The sequence below is a fragment of the Weissella viridescens genome (assembly GCF_001437355.1).
Taxonomy (GTDB): Bacteria; Bacillota; Bacilli; order Lactobacillales; family Lactobacillaceae; genus Weissella; species Weissella viridescens.
Window position 1 is genome coordinate 83,650 of record NZ_JQBM01000003.1, and the last position, 17,614, is coordinate 101,263.

Annotated in this window: 19 protein-coding genes; 17 read left to right on the forward strand and 2 right to left on the reverse strand. The window is 42.5% G+C overall.

Annotated features, from left to right (window positions below; genetic code table 11):
• Positions 1-7 precede the first annotated feature (7 nt).
• From plsX to IV50_RS05440, 14 genes are all read left to right on the forward strand, one after another.
• Positions 8-1,048 (forward strand): phosphate acyltransferase PlsX, encoded by a 1,041-nt coding sequence (plsX, locus tag IV50_RS05375; protein WP_057746194.1) that lies wholly within the window; start codon positions 8-10, stop codon positions 1,046-1,048.
• A 12-nt stretch (positions 1,049-1,060) separates the two neighbouring features.
• Positions 1,061-1,303: an acyl carrier protein gene (locus IV50_RS05380; protein ID WP_057746197.1), complete on the forward strand. Its 243-nt coding sequence runs from the start codon at positions 1,061-1,063 to the stop codon at positions 1,301-1,303.
• Between the two features lie 109 nt (positions 1,304-1,412).
• Entirely contained in the window at positions 1,413-2,120 is a 708-nt protein-coding gene (gene rnc, locus IV50_RS05385) for a ribonuclease III (protein WP_057746202.1), read from the forward strand.
• 15 nt (positions 2,121-2,135) lie between these two features.
• Positions 2,136-5,660, forward strand: a complete 3,525-nt coding sequence (gene smc / locus IV50_RS05390; protein WP_057746203.1) for a chromosome segregation protein SMC — start codon at positions 2,136-2,138, stop codon at positions 5,658-5,660.
• A 377-nt stretch (positions 5,661-6,037) separates the two neighbouring features.
• On the forward strand, positions 6,038-7,351 hold the full coding sequence (gene ftsY / locus IV50_RS05395) for a signal recognition particle-docking protein FtsY (protein WP_443098091.1): 1,314 nt from the start codon (positions 6,038-6,040) through the stop codon (positions 7,349-7,351).
• Position 7,352: 1 nt separating this feature from the next.
• Complete coding sequence (locus IV50_RS05400; RefSeq protein WP_057746206.1) at positions 7,353-7,694, forward strand: putative DNA-binding protein; 342 nt, start codon at positions 7,353-7,355, stop codon at positions 7,692-7,694.
• A gap of 4 nt (positions 7,695-7,698) precedes the next feature.
• Positions 7,699-9,147 (forward strand): signal recognition particle protein, encoded by a 1,449-nt coding sequence (gene ffh, locus IV50_RS05405; RefSeq protein ID WP_057746208.1) that lies wholly within the window; start codon positions 7,699-7,701, stop codon positions 9,145-9,147.
• 97 nt (positions 9,148-9,244) lie between these two features.
• The gene (gene rpsP / locus IV50_RS05410; protein WP_057746211.1) at positions 9,245-9,517 is read left to right on the forward strand and encodes a 30S ribosomal protein S16; all 273 of its coding nucleotides are present in this window, start codon (positions 9,245-9,247) and stop codon (positions 9,515-9,517) included.
• Between the two features lie 111 nt (positions 9,518-9,628).
• Entirely contained in the window at positions 9,629-10,135 is a 507-nt protein-coding gene (rimM, locus tag IV50_RS05415) for a ribosome maturation factor RimM (protein ID WP_057746214.1), read from the forward strand.
• Position 10,136: 1 nt separating this feature from the next.
• Positions 10,137-10,883: a tRNA (guanosine(37)-N1)-methyltransferase TrmD gene (gene trmD / locus IV50_RS05420; protein WP_057746217.1), complete on the forward strand. Its 747-nt coding sequence runs from the start codon at positions 10,137-10,139 to the stop codon at positions 10,881-10,883.
• Positions 10,884-11,003: 120 nt separating this feature from the next.
• The gene (gene rplS, locus IV50_RS05425; RefSeq protein ID WP_057746219.1) at positions 11,004-11,357 is read left to right on the forward strand and encodes a 50S ribosomal protein L19; all 354 of its coding nucleotides are present in this window, start codon (positions 11,004-11,006) and stop codon (positions 11,355-11,357) included.
• A gap of 145 nt (positions 11,358-11,502) precedes the next feature.
• Entirely contained in the window at positions 11,503-11,688 is a 186-nt protein-coding gene (locus IV50_RS05430; protein WP_057746224.1) for a 2-hydroxymuconate tautomerase, read from the forward strand.
• 67 nt (positions 11,689-11,755) lie between these two features.
• Entirely contained in the window at positions 11,756-13,273 is a 1,518-nt protein-coding gene (glpK, locus tag IV50_RS05435) for a glycerol kinase GlpK (protein ID WP_057746227.1), read from the forward strand.
• Between the two features lie 277 nt (positions 13,274-13,550).
• On the forward strand, positions 13,551-14,582 hold the full coding sequence (locus tag IV50_RS05440) for an NlpC/P60 family protein (RefSeq protein ID WP_057746229.1): 1,032 nt from the start codon (positions 13,551-13,553) through the stop codon (positions 14,580-14,582).
• Positions 14,583-14,615: 33 nt separating this feature from the next.
• On the opposite strand, the gene IV50_RS05445 is transcribed toward IV50_RS05440, so the two are convergent.
• The gene (locus IV50_RS05445; RefSeq protein ID WP_057746231.1) at positions 14,616-15,260 is read right to left on the reverse strand and encodes a deoxynucleoside kinase; all 645 of its coding nucleotides are present in this window, start codon (positions 15,258-15,260) and stop codon (positions 14,616-14,618) included.
• 161 nt (positions 15,261-15,421) lie between these two features.
• The gene (gene mscL / locus IV50_RS05450; protein ID WP_057746234.1) at positions 15,422-15,838 is read right to left on the reverse strand and encodes a large conductance mechanosensitive channel protein MscL; all 417 of its coding nucleotides are present in this window, start codon (positions 15,836-15,838) and stop codon (positions 15,422-15,424) included.
• A 185-nt stretch (positions 15,839-16,023) separates the two neighbouring features.
• On the opposite strand from mscL, the gene IV50_RS05455 reads away from it, so the two are divergent.
• The 3 genes from IV50_RS05455 (at position 16,024) to IV50_RS05465 (ending at position 17,547) form a co-directional block, all read left to right on the forward strand.
• A complete protein-coding gene (locus tag IV50_RS05455; RefSeq protein ID WP_057746236.1) occupies positions 16,024-16,239 on the forward strand; it encodes a hypothetical protein in 216 nt (71 codons plus the stop codon).
• Positions 16,229-16,963, forward strand: coding sequence for a CPBP family intramembrane glutamic endopeptidase (locus IV50_RS05460; protein WP_057746239.1), 735 nt, complete (start codon positions 16,229-16,231; stop codon positions 16,961-16,963). Before IV50_RS05455 ends, IV50_RS05460 begins: the two co-directional genes overlap by 11 nt.
• Positions 16,964-17,028: 65 nt before the next feature.
• Entirely contained in the window at positions 17,029-17,547 is a 519-nt protein-coding gene (locus IV50_RS05465; protein ID WP_057746241.1) for an antibiotic biosynthesis monooxygenase, read from the forward strand.
• Positions 17,548-17,614: the final 67 nt, after the last annotated feature.

Consider the following 17,614-nt stretch of genomic DNA (forward strand, 5'->3'; position numbering starts at 1 on the left):
GCATGACATGTTAAAGATTGCGATTGATGCAATGGGTGGCGATAACGCCCCAGAAGCGATTGTAAATGGTGTTGAACAAGCTCGGGATGAAATGCCCGATGTTGAATTTCAATTGTATGGTCCAGTTGATCAATTGAAGGCTTTGATTAAAAATGATCTGCAAATTAAATTTATTGAAGCTGATGAAGTGATTGAAATGGCCGAAGAACCGGTTAAGGCCATGCGGACCAAGAAAAATAGCTCACTTGTAATGGCAGCTGAAGCGGTTAAGGCGGGCGATGCCGACGCATTCTTTTCAGCAGGAAACACTGGGGCAGTGTTAGCGACAGCAATTTTTATTGTGGGACGTATTAAAGGTGTTGATCGTCCAGCCTTAATGTCGGTTATGCCGGCCTTAAAAGGACCACATCCTGTTTTCGTTATGATGGATGTGGGTGCCAATGCTGAAAACAAGCCGGCCCATCTTTACCAATATGGTATCCTAGGTTCATTCTATGCAAGTGAAGTGTTGGGCTTTGAGACACCACGTGTTGGGCTGCTTAATAATGGTGGTGAGCCAGATAAGGGTGATCCATTACATAAAGAGGCGCACCAACTCTTGCAACATGGGAGTGATGCCGGTAATTTGAATTTCGTGGGTAACGTGGAATCACGTGATTTGTTGCAAGGACCAGCAGATGTCGTCGTTTCAGACGGTTTCTCAGGAAATGCAACCTTAAAGGCTATTGAAGGAACGGCCAAGAGTGTGCTTTCTGTTGTGAAGCACACAATTGTTGATGGTAACTTGCAAGCCAAGTTAGGTGGCCTATTGCTGAAGCCAAGTTTGACTAAAGCGGCTGAACGTTTAGACTACTCTGAATATGGTGGTGCAGTTGTTATTGGTGTGAAGGCACCAGTTGTGAAGACCCATGGTTCATCAAGTGCTTACGAAGTTGCCCAAACTTTGAAGCAAATTCAGAAGATTTCGGATGCGGATTTGACGAATAAAGTTGAAGCGTACGTCAAGACACACAAAGATGAACTGTCATCAAAGTCAGAAAAGAAGTAAACAGGGGTCAGCATGGAGCGCCAACAGACAGTTGATGATGTGATTCAATTTGTCGCGAAGCATTTTAAAGTTGATCCACGCAACCTCACTGGTTCGAGTGATTTGATGCAAGTGACCGATGCTGATTCGATTGATTTTCTTGAATTAATCTTAGAAATGGAAGATGTATTTCATACCGCCATTTCTGATGAAGATGCCGAGCAATTACAGACAATCGATGACGTTGCGGATTTCGTGATCGCACATTCAAAATAAGTGATAAAGGCACCAACAGCGAATGCTGTTGGTGCCTTTTGTTTCAGCTTAACGCGCTAAAATCTGGTATAATAAGGACTATGTGAAAATTAAAAGGGGGCAAAAGCGCATGGAAGAATTAGAGCAAGAATTAGCAAGTCAGTATGACCTACATTTTGATAATGAACAATTGCTTCAGGAAGCACTGACGCAAGCAAATTATTTGAATGAACATCCTGAAGTAGAAGGAAATGATTATCAACGGTTAGAGTTTTTGGGCGATGCTGTCATGCAACAATCAACGGCAGTGTATTTATTTAAACGTTTTCCAGATTGGGATGAAGGTCGATTGACAGAGTTGCGTATTGCAATGGTACAGACCCGTTCATTTGCAGCTTTGTCACGCGAGTTACATCTAGATCGTTATATTCGATTAGGCCGGGGAGAAGAATTATCTGGTGCCCGCCAACGTGATTCATTACTGGAAGATATTTGGGAGGCCTTTATTGGGGCCCTATACCTTGATCAAGGACAAGCTGTCGTGATGCGTTTCTTGGAACAAATTTTATTTGCAAAAATTGACGAAGGCTTCTTTGAGCAATTTGTGGACTATAAGTCAAAGTTACAAGAATATCTACAAAAAGATGGACCCGTTGCAATTAAATATCAAAAACTATCAGAAAAGCCCTTGGCGAATAATGATCAAATTTTTGAAGTCGAAGTAATGGTTAACCAACAAGTACTTGCAACAGGACAAGGTAAGTCAACCAAAGCGGCGGAAAAAGATGCCGCACGGAATGCTTACCAGCAATTAACGACATCTGCTGAAAAAAAGTAAATTAGGGATGCAACTATGAAACTAAAATCTTTATCAATGCAGGGGTTTAAATCATTTGCCGACCGGACGCAAATTGATTTCATGCCTGGGATAACAGGGATTGTTGGGCCAAATGGATCAGGTAAGTCTAATATTATTGAAGCTATCCGTTGGGTAATGGGTGAACAATCAGCCAAAGGTCTGCGTGGTGATAAGATGGCCGACGTGATTTTTGGCGGTACAAAAACGCGAGCGCCTTTAAATCGCGCGGAAGTTGGGATTGTCTTTGATAACCAAGATCATTATTTGAACTCTAACTTTTCAGAAATTGAGATTAAACGCTTGCTGTATCGGAATGGCGATTCCAAATATCTGATGAATGGGAAACAAGTTCGTTTGAAAGATATCCAAGAGTTATTTATGGATTCAGGGCTTGGTCATGAAAGTTTTTCGATTATTTCCCAAGGACGTGTGGAGCACATCTTCAGTGCCAAAGCTGAAGACCGACGTGCCATTATTGAAGATGTGGCTGGTGTTTATAAATATAAGCAAAATAAACAACAAGCTGGTAAGAAATTAGCTGATGTTCAAGATAACCTTGCACGTGTAACGGATATTCTTTATGAGTTGGAACAACGGATTGAGCCTTTAGCACAACAAAGTGCCAAAGCACAGGACTATAAGGATCAGAAGCAGGCTTTTGAACAATTAGACCAAAGTCGACTTCAAATTGAACTCACGGAATGGCACCAGACGTTAGAAACAACAATTGCGGAACGTGACGCACAGTCTGTCCAACAACAGACGATATCTGAAACCGTCACTCAAGCACAAACAGATTTACAAAAGCAAAAATTAGCGCTAATTGATCAACGTGAACGGCAACAACAGGCGCAACAAGCTTTGTTAGAGGTAACCCAGCGAGTTGAAGCATTGGCAGGTGAAAAAAGGTTACAGGCTGAACGAGAACAGAATCAAAAGCAGTTAGTTGCTGCAACAAGCCAAACGTTGACCGAGCGCCAAGCGGCCGCAGCTAATTTGGTCCAACAACTGGACCAAGCTAAGGAAGCAGCGACCCAAGCCGATAGCACACTAAAAGCATTGAATGAACAGGCGCAACAGTTAAGTCGTTCGACTGATCAAGCCCATTTAATGGCGTTGGAAAAGCAATTGGCGGATTTGCGTCCGGAGTTAGTGACCGCTTTGGAACGATTGACGACGGCCAAGAATAATCAACATTTTGCACAACAAGAACATCAACGTGCCGATGCTCAAACAGATCGTTACCAACAGCGCTACCAGAGCTTGATGGATCAAATCAAAACGGCTAAAGCTAACCTAGAAGCAGTCCAAGCGCAGGCTGATCAGGCCCAAGCTGATCTAAAATTAGCGCAACAAGCATTGGCTGAACAGCAAACACAAGGTCAGACAGCAGAACGTCAATATCAAGCGAATCGCGAAAAATGGTATGAGCGTCTTCAAGCGCAACAACATGTCCAAGCTCGCGTTGAGTCGTTACAACGGCTGAATGAGCAGTATGATGGATATTATCAAGGCGTGAAACAATTAATGAAGCAGCGCAATGCGTTCCCTGGTATTCAAGGGGTCGTGGCTGAATTGATAGATGTTGACCCCAAGTATCAGTTAGCAATCGAAACGGCGCTCGGCGCAGCATTACAACAGGTGATTGTCGATACGCCTAATACGGCCAAGCAAGCGATTCAATACCTAAGCAAACATCGCCTAGGTCGCGTGACCTTTTTGCCGATGTCGACAATTAAAGGCCGCCAATTGGCACCGAACCTGCTCCAAACAGCGGAGACACAACCTGGTTTCCTAGGGACTGCTGCTGATTTGGTGAATATGCACGCTGAATTTAAGCAGATTAAACAACAATTGTTAGGCACAACGGTGATTGTGGATGACCTTGACCATGCCAATCAAATGGCCCATGCCTTAGGGCAACGCGTTCGACTTGTGACGTTAGACGGGCAAGTGATTAATGCGGGCGGTTCCATGAATGGTGGTGCGAGCCGTAATCAGCAACAAGGTTTACTGACGCAAAAAAATGAATTAGCCGATCTCACCCAACAATTAACGGGATTAAACCAAGATGTGACGACTTTAGAAGCAGCTGTCAAATCCGACCAAGCGGCTTTGAATGAATTAACCGAAACGTTTAAAGCACAACAAGCACAAGTTTTGCAGTTAACGGAAGTTCAGCAACAGCAGACTGCTTCACTCCAAAAAGCACAACAAGATTTAACGCATCTTGAAAAACAACAACAAAGTTTGCAGTATGATATGCAGTTAGCCGGAGTTGGCGAAAACCAGGACGATAAAGTATTGCAAGAACAATTACAATCAGCTCAAACGCAATATGATGACGTTAATCAACAATTGGAAGCAACGCAAACAGAAATGACGACGTTGCAGAAAAGTTTAGAGGAATCAAATCAGGCCTTGGTGGAAGTGCAATTGGCGCAAAAAACAGCAGAGGCAGATCAGCAACACGCCCAAGAACAGGTGACCAATTTAACGGCTCAGTTGAAGGCCAACACCGATGCACAAGCACAATTGACAGACCAATTACGAGATTTGAACATGGATCGTGACGACGTTAATCAGCGGATTGCGACGGAGTTACAAGCCAAACAAGGCGAACGTGAGCAATTAGTGCAGCGCCTGACTGAAATTGACAAAAACCTGCAAAATCAGCAAAACGCCATAGACCAAAAAGAACGTGCGATTGAGCAGTTGCAAGGCAAGCAACAACATGCCTTGGCAGCTCTGAATCAATTAACGGCACGTCAAACCGGTTTACAAACACGCATTGAACAAGCACAAGCTCAACTTGAAGAAACATATGCAGTTCAGTATCAACCACAGGCTGAAGCAACATGTGCGGACCTGCCGGCAATCAAAAATCAGTTGAAACTCTTAAAGCGAGGCTTAGACGATATTGGTGATGTTAATATGAACGCCATTACGGAATACGCTGAAGTGAAGGAGCGTTATGCATTCTTAAATCAACAGAAGCAAGACCTATTAGATGCCCACGATGATTTGTCCGAAACGATGTCTGAGATGGATGAAGAAGTCAAGACCCGTTTTAAAACAACGTTCGATGCGGTCAATGGGCATTTTGAGCAAATATTTGTTAAAATGTTTGGAGGCGGTCAAGCAAAGCTTTATTTGGAACAGCCAGACAATTTATTAGAAACAGGTATAGATATTAAGGCTCAGCCACCCGGTAAGAAATTTCAACAAATGAGCCTGCTTTCTGGTGGTGAAAAAGCGTTGACGGCGATTAGTTTGCTCTTTGCCATTTTGGCGGTGCGCCCGGTGCCATTTGTTGTTTTGGATGAAACTGAAGCCGCACTAGACGAAGCAAATGTTGATCGCTTCGCCAATTATTTACAATCGGTTGAACAAGCCACGCAATTTATTGTGATTACACATCGACAAGGAACTATGGCCGCCTGTGATGTCTTGTATGGGGTAACAATGCAAGAACCAGGTGTTTCAGCCATGGTCTCAGTCAACCTAAATGACGCATGAATTAAGAGAGGATAGGGATAATGGGATTATTTGATTTTTTGAAACATAAGCCAAAAGTTAAAGTTGAGGTCTTACAGCCAAAGCCAGGTATGGCTGTGGATATTAAATATGTGACGGATGAAATTGCTGAACAAGAGGCAATCGCTGATTCACATGAATTAGTTGTTTCAGCTTCAATGACACCCGTCGAAGCTGAGCGTGAGGCAGAAAATGAAACACTGACATCGACGGTTGCTGAATCGGCAGCCCATGCATCAATTGCACAAGCTAAAGCTGATCGTGAAACTGCCTCAGCTTCATTGTCAGAATCCGAAGCTGCATCTGTTATTGACGCACAATCAGCGGAACAAGCACATGTGACATCTGTATCAGACGCAATGGCACAAGTTCATGCTGACTCACTGTCAGATGAGCTATCATTAGTCACCTCAACTAGCCAAGTCGAAGCAGATATGCTCGCTGAATCTGCCTCATTTTCAACCTCAGTCATGGTTTCAGCGTCACAAGCACATGCGACATCAGTTTCAACCAGTCAATCTTTATCAGTCTCTGCCTCGCAGGATGCTGCCAGCGCGGTTAATGAAGCGGAACTGGAAGAAACAGCTGAACACGATTTAGAACCTGAGATTAAACGCGATTTAGCGCAAACTGAACAAAATCACGACACGTCACTCGAAATAAGCCAATCATTGTCAGAGTCAGCTTCAGCAGACGCGGCCAATGCGATTAATGAAACTGAAGTTGAACAGACAGCCGAGCAAGATTTGGATCAAGGTCTTAGCAAAACCCGCCGGACTTGGTCTGATCGCTGGAATCAGTTCATGTCAAACTTCCGTTCAGTTGATGAAGACTTCTTTGATGATTTAGAAGAAACATTGATTAGTGCGGATGTTGGAGCGCAAACGGCCGTTACATTGACGGACGAGTTACGTGATGAAGTGAAATTGAAGAATGCCAAGAGTCAAGACGAAGTCTCAAAAGTTATTATTCAAAAATTAATTGATCTCTACGAACGTCAAGGGGTTGATGAAGATACCAGTATGCACCTTAATGCCAATGGATTAACGGTGATTTTGTTTGTTGGAGTGAATGGGGTTGGTAAGACAACCACAATCGGTAAGATGTCAGCACGTTATAAGCAAGAAGGTAAGCAGGTCGTCTTGGCCGCAGCGGATACGTTCCGTGCGGGTGCGACTGAACAACTCGTTGAATGGGGAAAGCGTAACGATATTCCGGTTGTGACTGGAGCGGCAAATTCCGACCCAGCATCAGTTGTGTATGATGGCGTTAAGCAAGCCCAGGCGCAAGAAGCAGACATTTTGTTTGTGGATACGGCGGGACGTTTGCAAAATAATGTGAACTTGATGCAAGAGTTGGCGAAAATGAAGCGCATTATTCAGCGTGAAATTCCAGAAGCACCTCAAGAAGTATTGCTGGTCCTTGATGCAACAACAGGGCAAAATGCTTTGCAACAAGCGCGTTTGTTCAAAGATTCAACGGACGTCACAGGAATTGTGCTAACGAAACTTGATGGTACCGCCAAAGGTGGTATTATTTTACCAATCCGAAATGAATTACATTTGCCAGTTAAATGGATTGGTGTTGGTGAGAAGGTTACTGACTTACAACCATTTGATGCAGATGCCTTTGTAAAGGGGCTTTTCGGTCGCTTGCTTGAGGGTTCTAAGTAACATGGAAGTTGCCAAAACCACTCGCTTGAATGCGTTATTTGATTTTTATCAACCGTTGCTGACCAAAAAGCAAAATGATTATTTGGAACTCTATTATGCGGACGACCTTTCATTGGGGGAAGTAGCTGATGAATTCCAGGTATCACGCCAAGCCGTTTATGATAATTTAAAACGGAGTACACAGTTGCTTGAAAATTATGAAGCAAAATTACATTTGTATGCTGATTTTCAAAAACGGCAAGCGGCTGCTGAAAATATGCAAAGCTATATTGCAGAAAATTATCCAGCCGATGCTGATTTACAAGCATTGGCAAATCAATTAGTAACATTAGAAGAGGAGTAGAACCATGGCTTTTGAAGGATTAACAGAAAGATTACAGGGTGCCATTTCAGGTCTTCGTCGTAAAGGTAAGGTAACGGATGCGGATTTGCGCGATACAATGCGTGAAATTCGCATGGCCTTACTGGATGCCGACGTTAACTATTCCGTTGTTAAGGAATTTGTGCGAAATGTCCGTGAAAAGGCTGCTGGAGCTAAAGTCTTAGAAGGCTTAAACCCAGCGCAACAAATTGTTTCAATCGTAAATGATGAATTGGTTGAAATGATGGGTGAAGAAGCGGTGCCACTGAACAAGTCACCTAAGATTCCAACAGTTATTATGATGGTTGGTCTACAAGGGGCTGGTAAGACGACCACTGCTGGTAAATTGGCTAACAAGTTGAAGAAGGAACAAAATGCGCGTCCCTTCATGATTGCTGCTGACGTTTATCGTCCAGCGGCCATTCAACAGTTGCAAACGATTGGTGAACAAATTGACGTCCCTGTTTTCGAAATGGGAACAGATGTTGATCCGCGTGAAATCGTGCGCCAAGGATTAGACAAAGCCCGCGAAGAAAAGGCTGACTATGTCTTCATTGATGCTGCTGGTCGTTTGCAAATCGATGAGCCATTGATGCAAGAGCTGGAAGATATTAAAGAAATCGCGCAACCAGATGAAATCATGTTGGTTGTTGATGCGATGACTGGTCAGAATGCAACTGAAACGGCTGAAGGATTTAATGATCGCTTGGGCATTACTGGGGTTACACTTACGAAGTTAGATGGTGATACCCGTGGTGGAGCGGCACTTTCAATCCGTGCTGTAACAGGTAAGCCAATTAAGTTTGTCGGTCAAGGTGAAAAGATGGATGACTTAGATGTCTTCTATCCTGATCGTATGGCTAGTCGTATTTTGGGTATGGGTGACATGATGACCCTAATCGAAAAAGCCCAAAAGGATTACGACGAAAAGCAAGCTGAAGAAACCATGGAAAAAATGAAGTCAAGTACCTTTGATTTCAATGATTTCTTGGATCAAATGCAACAAGTTCAAAATATGGGACCGATGGAAGATTTGATTAAAATGATTCCAGGAATGGCAAATAATCCAGCCTTAAAGAACGTGCAAATCGATCCTAAAGATATGGAACATCTAAAGGCCATTGTGTACTCAATGACGAAGGCTGAACGTGAGAATCCTGATTTATTGAGTCCATCACGTCGCCGCCGAATTGCCGCAGGATCTGGTCGTCCAATTGTTGAAGTGAATCGTATGATTAAACAATTCAATGAAATGAAAAAGATGATGGGTCAAGTACTGAATGGTAATGTCAATGGCATGGAGCAAATGATGGGTGCCATGGGTATGGGTGGCGGAAACGGTGCCGGTGGCGGTCTTCAAGGCAAGATGGCTAACGTTGCGATGAAGCAAATGGCCCGTCGCGTTAAGAAGAACAAGAAGAAGCGTAGCAAGTAAAAAAGACAAATTTAAAACTGTAAAGGAAAAACACTTTACAGGATACTTGAGAACTGGTATATTATTACCTGTAGAAAATTACTGGAGGACATTATACATGGCTACTAAAATTCGCATGAAGCGTATGGGATCAAAGAAGCGCCCATTCTATCGTATTGTTGTTGCTGACTCACGTGCACCACGTGATGGTCGCTTTATTGAAACAGTTGGAACTTACAACCCATTGGTTGAAGAAGATGCTGTTCACTTGGAAGAAGAGACTATCATGGAATGGTTGAACAAGGGTGCTCAACCATCAGATACTGTTAAGAACATGTTGTCAGATGCTGGCATCATGCAAAAGTATCACGAAGCTAAGTACTCAAAGTAATTAGTTTGTGAAAAAGGAGTGACCACTTGTGGTCGCTCCTTTTTTGTTTTTATTTAGAAAATAAAGCATGGTATACTTAGAACACGCTATAACAGTTGAAAAGAGGTTGATATGAGCTTATTTAAAGTCGGGAAAATTGTGAATACCCATGGCATTCGAGGTGAAGTCCGCGTAATTCCCATTACAGACTTTCCTGAAGAACGTTTCCAGGTTGGTGAACAACTTGTAGTTGATGGTAAGACGCCAACGACAGTGACGATTAAAACGGTTCGTCCCCACAAGCAATTCATTCTATTGTCATTTGAAGATATGCAAGATATTAATTTAGTTGAACAATTTAAAGGTCATGATTTGTTAGTTGATGAAACTGAAGTTGCTGAATTAGATTCAGAAGATGAATATTACTATCACGATATTGTTGGTCTTGAGGTCATTGATCAAGCGACACAAGCCTCATTGGGTAAAGTCAGCGAAATTATGGAACTACCTGCAAATGACGTGTGGGTTGTTAAAAAGAAGGGTGCCGATGACTTACTTTTGCCAAACATTAAACAGGTCGTATTAGCGGTTGATTTAGATGCTGGTAAAGTCTTTGTGAACCAACTTGAGGAAATTTAAAATGCGGATTGATGTACTAAGTTTATTCCCAAATATGTTTGCGCCGATGCGTGAATCAATTATCGGTAAAACCATCGATAAAGGACTCGTTGACTTTAATGTCGTTGATTTCCGTGATTATACGACCAACAAACATAATAAAGTTGATGATGAGATTTATGGTGGTGGGCAAGGTATGCTATTGATGCCACAACCCATTTTCGACGCGATGGATGCCGTTGAAGCGCAAGCGGGTCATCGGGGGCGTGTGATTCTAATGGATCCAGCTGGCGAAACATTCACGCAAGCTAAAGCCGAAGAACTCGCCAAAGAAGACCATTTGACGTTCATTGCCGGTCACTATGAAGGTTATGATGAACGCATTCGTGAATTGGTTACTGATGAAATTTCAATTGGGGACTTTGTGTTGACTGGTGGAGAATTGGGCGCCATGACGGTCATTGATGCAACGGTTCGTTTACTTGAAGACGCGCTTGGTGATGATATGTCAGCGGTTGATGATTCTTTCTCAACGGGACTTCTTGAATATCCACAGTATACGCGTCCGGCTAATTTCCGCGGTATGCAAGTACCTGCGGTCCTAACATCAGGTAATCATGCCAAAATCGCAGAATGGAAGCAAAAGGAAGCCTTACGTCGGACTTATTTGCGTCGTCCTGATCTTTTGGAGCACTACCAATTTACGCCTGAAACGAAACGCCTATTGCGTGAAGTGAAGCAAGAAGAAGCTGAATCAGCCGAAAAGTAATACGGTAACTTGTCAACTACGATAGAGTATGCTATATTACTTATTGGTGTTTTCACCAAAAAATAAAACCCGATAATCCGCTGGCCGAATGGTGAATGATTGTTGATGAGGAGATTAATTATGCGTCAAAATGCATTGCTAGAAAAGCTTACTGCTGATCAACTACGTACGGACATTCCTGAATTCCGTGCTGGTGATACTGTTCGTGTTTACGCACGAATCGTCGAAGGTTCACGTGAACGTGTACAATTGTTTGAAGGTGTTGTTATCAAGCGTCGTGGCGCTGGTATCCAAGCAACTTACACTGTTCGTAAGATCTCAAGTGGTGTTGGTGTGGAACGTACATTCCCATTGCACTCACCACGTGTTGATAAGATTGAAGTAGTTCGTCATGGTCGCGTTCGTCGTGCCAAGTTGTACTACTTGCGTGCATTGCAAGGTAAGGCTGCTCGTATTCCTGAAGCACGTCGTTAATTATCTTGGCAAGTGCCAATTAAAAAAGACTAACCAGCAATGGTTAGTCTTTTTTTGTTTAAAAACAAAGGGTCCAACTTGAATTTCAGACAAACAAGTGATAAATTTAATGCAAGAACACAATAAGAAAGAATGAGGGTGAATCATGCCATTTGTACACGTAGAACTTGTTGAGGGGCGCACGCCAGAACAATTGAAGGCAATGATGTCTGATATTACAGACGCTGTTGAAAAAAATACTGGTGCACCACGTGCAGCAATTAAGGTAATTGTTGATGAAATGCGTGCTGACCGTTTCATGGACGGCGGAACACTTCGTTCAGAAAAGTAAATCGACCGTAGTAAAAGGTGGTGTGATAACCATCTTTTTTTATCGACATGACTGAGGAGTTTCACGTATGTCAGAACAATATATTTTATCAATTGATCAAGGGACAACCAGTACACGGGCAATCTTGTTTGATCAATCCGGCCAAGCGGTGGCGAAGGTGCAACGCGAATTGCCCCAAATTTTTCGAGAACCCGGTTGGGTTGAGCATGATGCCAACGTCATTTGGGATGATACCAAGCAGTTATTGAATGCCGTGGTGCTTGAGGCCAATATTGAACCTTATAAGGTTGCGGGAATTGGGATTACGAATCAACGCGAAACAACCGTTATGTGGGACCGTGTGACGGGAGAACCAATTGCCCCGGCGGTTGTTTGGCAATCAAAACAAAGTGATGAAATTGCGGAACAATTAAAGGCTCAGGGTCAGAGTCAATGGATTTATGACAAGACAGGGTTATGGGTAGATGCCTATTTTTCTGCGACAAAAATTATGTGGTTGTTAGACCATGTTCCTGGGGCTCGTGAGAAGGCTGAACGAGGGGATATCTTGTTTGGTACCATTGATACATGGTTATTGTACAAGTTAACGAATGGTGCCGTACATGCCACCGACTATACGAACGCCTCACGAACGATGTTATTTAATATTCATACATTAAGCTGGGATGAAGAACTCCTAGAAGCTTTCAACATCCCTAAAGCCATCTTGCCAAGAGTGGAAGATTCAGCCCATGTTTATGGATACACGGCCAATTATGTTTTCTTTGGTCTCCAGGTACCAATTTCAGGTATCGCAGGTGATCAGCAAGCAGCTTTAGTCGGACATCGGGCCTTTGATGTCGGTGATGTTAAGAACACCTATGGGACGGGATCATTTATTGTCATGAATACCGGTGACCAAATTGCAACCTCAAAAAATGGCCTTTTATCAACCATTGCCTATAGTTTAAATGGTGAAGTGACATATGCTTTGGAAGGGTCTGTTTTTATTGCAGGGGCCGCTATCCAATGGTTACGGGATGGCCTTGAGTTAATTAAGAGCGCCCGTGAAACTTCTGAGTTAGCGCAATTGTCACGGATTCAACATCCCGCGTTTATTTATGTGGTTCCAGCGTTTACGGGATTAGGGGCCCCTTACTGGGATCAACAAACCCGCGGCGCCATGTTTGGTATTATGCGTTCGACGACCAAAGCGGATATTGTTCGCGCAACCGTAGAATCATTAGCATATCAAACTAATGATGTCATTTTGGCTATGGAGAATGATACTGACTTGAAGATGGATCACTTAGTGACGGATGGTGGAGCCGCGGTCAATGATTATCTCCAACAATTCCAATCCGATTTACTTCAATTGCCGGTGCAACGACCGGAACAATTAGAAACAACGGCGCTTGGCGCAGCTTTCCTAGCTGGATTAGGCGTTGGTTTTTGGCAGGATGTAGATGACTTACCTGTGTTAACTGCTGTAGATATTAAACTGCCAGATGCAAGCAAACGTGATGAGATGGCGCAAACTTATCGACGGTGGCAGAAGGCTGTTGCCGCTGCGCAAACTTTTCCATTGCAAGATGATTTCTCTTAATATTAAGTTTTTGTTACAAAAATCATAAAGTTAGTTTAAACTCTGCCTTTAATTTAATAAGCGACCTGACATAGCCTGTGACAGATTATGTTCGGGTCGCTTTTCTTTTTGATAGACGCTTTTATGAGCCTGTTACAAATCCAAGGCTGAAAATGTTACTGAAATCACGTTAAGTTTTACTTAATTATGGGGATTAAGGCTTAAAATTCAGTGAAAAATAACGTTTGTTTTGCGGTATGATAGTTCCAGATACATAACAGATTAAGGGGTAGGACAAATGGGACAAAAGACAAATAAATTACTTGTAAGTGGTGTCATTGGAGCGTTTGGTGTGGTTGGGGTTACCCAAGTGCCATCAGTTCAAGCAGCCATGAGTCGCCTAGAACAAAACGAACGTCCAGCAGCGAAGCAAGCTGTATCAAGTGATCCCGTGCATCAAGCTCTGCAAGCTTTGGTTGGGGATGTTAAGCAACCAAGCCAAAAGCAAGCTAAAGCAGCGGATACTAAGCAAGTGCAAGCAAGTCGAACAGAAGTCCGTAAGGATAAGTCAGCGCAAGCATCTGATGTTGCAATTAAGCAGCAAGCTCAAGCCGCAGCAAAGGCGGCCAGTGTCGAGGCGCAAGCCGATTTGGTTCAATCTGAAAATGTGCACACTGAGCAAGTTGCTTCTAATGAAACTGTTTCAGCTACGAAAACTGCTGCTTCTGAACAAGCAACCGACGCTTCACAAGCGACAGCTAGTGCAGTTTCGGAATCTGCCGTGGATACGGATAGTGTTGTTGCAACACCTGAGGCAGAAGCATCTGTCAATGTGACGCCAAACGCAACTGAGCTTGGGTCACAAGCACCAGCCGTTTCGGAGTCAACGAGTGTGGTAACGCCTCAAATTGATCAAGACAGTGCAGCTGTTGCCGAAACAGCGCCAACCAGTCTAGAAAGTACCGTAGATGCGACACCAGTAATAACACCAGAAGTGACGACTGAGACAGGCGCAGCGATGGCCCGAGCAGCAGTCGAGACGCAGGCAGCCGGAAACGTACAAACTTCCGGTCAATTAGTGGCACAAGCATACCAACAAGCGACTGGACAAAACATTCCTGAAAATACAACGCAACAAGAAGCCTATTTTAACCTTCAAGATTTAAATGGTGCACCATTGCAGGACGTTGCTAAACAGGGGGATGTCGTTTTCTGGGGTGATCATGGGACTTCTTATCAAGCCGGCGTTTATGTTGGTCAAGATCAAGTGATTACTGGGACGCAAGCTAATACAGATGCCGCACCTAGTTTTGTCGGTTCAATTGACTAAAATAAAAAAAGTCTCTCAATTGAGAGACTTTTTTTATTGATTTTGCGCATCTAATTCTGCTAAACGATCATCAATTTGTTGCAACACAATTGCCTGATTTTCTGGGTCTTCCAAATTATATTTCTGCAAATCAACCATCATTTTTGGTGATGCATCATAAGCTTCATACCAATCCTGATATGCTGACCACATTTTATAGTAGTAATCACGTAGTTCAGCATTATCTTCGAATTGTTCATAGTCACGTCCACGCTTTTTAATACGATACAAAATAGTATCGAAATCAGCGTTGGCAAAGACCATTAAATCTGGACGACTCTTACGCATGGTTTGTAGTTCTGCCATCATATTATCAAGAAGTTGCATGTAGACATCTAATTCAGCGTCGGAAATATTGCCTTCGCGATGATTTTCTTGTGTAAATAATGCATCTTCGTAAATTGAACGATCTAAGACGTTATTATCATCCGCCAATGCGCGTTTAATCATTGCGAAACGCTTATTTAAAAAGTAAATTTGAAGCAAGAAACCATATTGCTTTGGATCTGCATAATAGAGTGGGAGGACCGGGTTGTCTCCAACTGGTTCAAAGAAGGCCTCCGTTCCCAAATGCTTTGCGATTAAATCTGTTAATGTTGTTTTACCAACGCCAATCATTCCAGCTGTGATAATCACCATGATTGTCCTTCTTCCTTTAGGATTTGGTTAGTTGTCGAACTAACTTGCCGATAACTATCTTAGCTAATAAAATCATGGAATGCAATTCTTGACAATTTCTATTGAGAGGGGGATAAAAAAGCGGACCCAGAATCTGGATCCGCTTTTTTAAAATTTTATGATTAGTTCGACTTTACGTGAGTATTGATTTTGTTTTGTTCGGCTAATTCATCACGAATTGCTTGTAGTACAGCTAACTCAGTTTCGTCATCTGCATTATCATCATCATCAGTCTTACCAGTTAAGGCACGGGCTTTGTTCATCGCTTTAACCATGATAAAGATAATCAAACCAGTTAATACGAATGTGATGGCAGCTGAGATGAAACTACCAATTTTGATTTGGGCAGGCCCAACCTGCCAGACAATATCGGCAAACGACACAGCACCGGTAAAAATACCAATGATAGGCATGAAAATATCATCAACTAAGGCTTTAAGAAGTACTTGTAAAGCACCTCCCATAATAAAGGCAATGGCCATGTCAATAATGTTACCATCTGTGATAAATTCACGGAACTCTTTAATAAATGATTTCATAATAAACTCCTTCAAAATAAATTTAATGAACCGTTTTATTTTAGCATGCACAAACAGCAAGTCTAGTGGATTTGTTAGATTTTAATATTCTGTTAAAAGAAAAAATAGGGTGACTAATCATTATGGTTTTAAGAATGGTTCATGTAAAATAGAAGAGATATTTGAATAAAGAAAAGAGGGAAGACATGCGTGGATTGATTTTTGCAGGGTTTTGCATGATAACCTTGTTGAGCTTCGTGGGTCTGTCGATGTTGAGCGGCTACTATCACTGGCCTATCTGGGTAGCGGCAATCGTTTTTGTCGTAGCAGTTATCGGCTTTACCTATTTGATGAGTTTATTGGTTTTTAAGTTACAACAGACTAAGCACAATAAAAAGGAGGCGCCAAAGGATGAACAATAAGACCCTACAAACAGTTGATAACTTATTCAAAGGCATTGTTTGGTTAGTTGTGGGGATTATTTTGAATACAGCTATTCAACTATTTGCGACGGCTGGCAGTCAAGGTTTAGCATTGTCATTTGGTTTCCCAGCAAAAGGACGTCTGGCAACGGTACTTATGGTGGGCATTACCATAATCTTTATGGCTATGACCGTATCCATCATGTTATGGGCTATCCGCAGAGTTAGTCCGAACGTCGGCTTGCATCCCTTTCAGGTGCAAAAATTAAAGTGGGTTGGGTACGGCTTTGCCTCAATCATTGTGGGGAGCATGGTGATTAATGCCGTTCGCGTGTTGGTGACGGGTCAAGTGTCTGAACCTGAAAATCAGCGCATGTTAGAGCAAATGGCCCAGCAAGAGGGCTATGGATTGATTTTCATCTTGGTGCTAGCCGTAATCGTTGCACCGCTTGTTGAAGAATTGATTTTTCGTGGCATAATCCTAAACTACTTTTTTAAAAATGGGTGGTGGTGGACGAATGTGTTCCTTTCGGCAGGCCTATTTGGTTTGTATCACGTTTATACGGGATTCAATTTATTTGATTTTTTACAGTATAGTTTGATGGGACTCATTCTAGCAATTGTGTATAAAAAAACGCGTCAAATTCAATATGCAATGGCCTTGCATTTTGTTAATAATAGCTTTTCAATGCTCGTTTTGGTGTTGACGATGGTCTTACACTAATGTGGTACCGAAAATAATGAAAAGCGTTATACTAGATGTATAGATTCTTGAAATGAGGCTAAATAATGAAACAATATTTACATACAACTTTTGGTAGCCAAAAAGTGCTCCAAGCATTACAAACAGAAAACCCAGAGCGGCATATGTTGTTAACGATTGATGATCGCGATCAGAATAATTTTCAACTACTGGAGGCTACTAACACGGCAACGTCAGTTTTTGCCAATCCAGTTAGTTATGATGTGCTCAGTGCTGTTGGAGAAACTGATGACATTCGTGGGTGGATTCATTTTACTTTCTTAACAATTCCGGAAGAAGAAATGGGTGCTTTTCAAAAGCAATGGAACAATTATCAAACTGATACGATGGTGAATGTTACTGGATTGATTGGCAGTCAATTATTACAACGGATGGATGATAATCGTCAATTTGCGGTTATGTCGACCTGGACTCTCCGCGATTATTATACAATTTGGCAAGCTGATGGTCGTGGACCACTTAAGAAATATGCAGACTTTGAAAATCGTTATAACATGCGGACTAGTAGCTATTCACCGGCGGCCTTCACAAAGCAAAAGCTATAATCAAGCGACTTGGGTATTTTTTTATCATGAGGCTTGGTATAATGTATCGTTATAAACGATGCGAAAG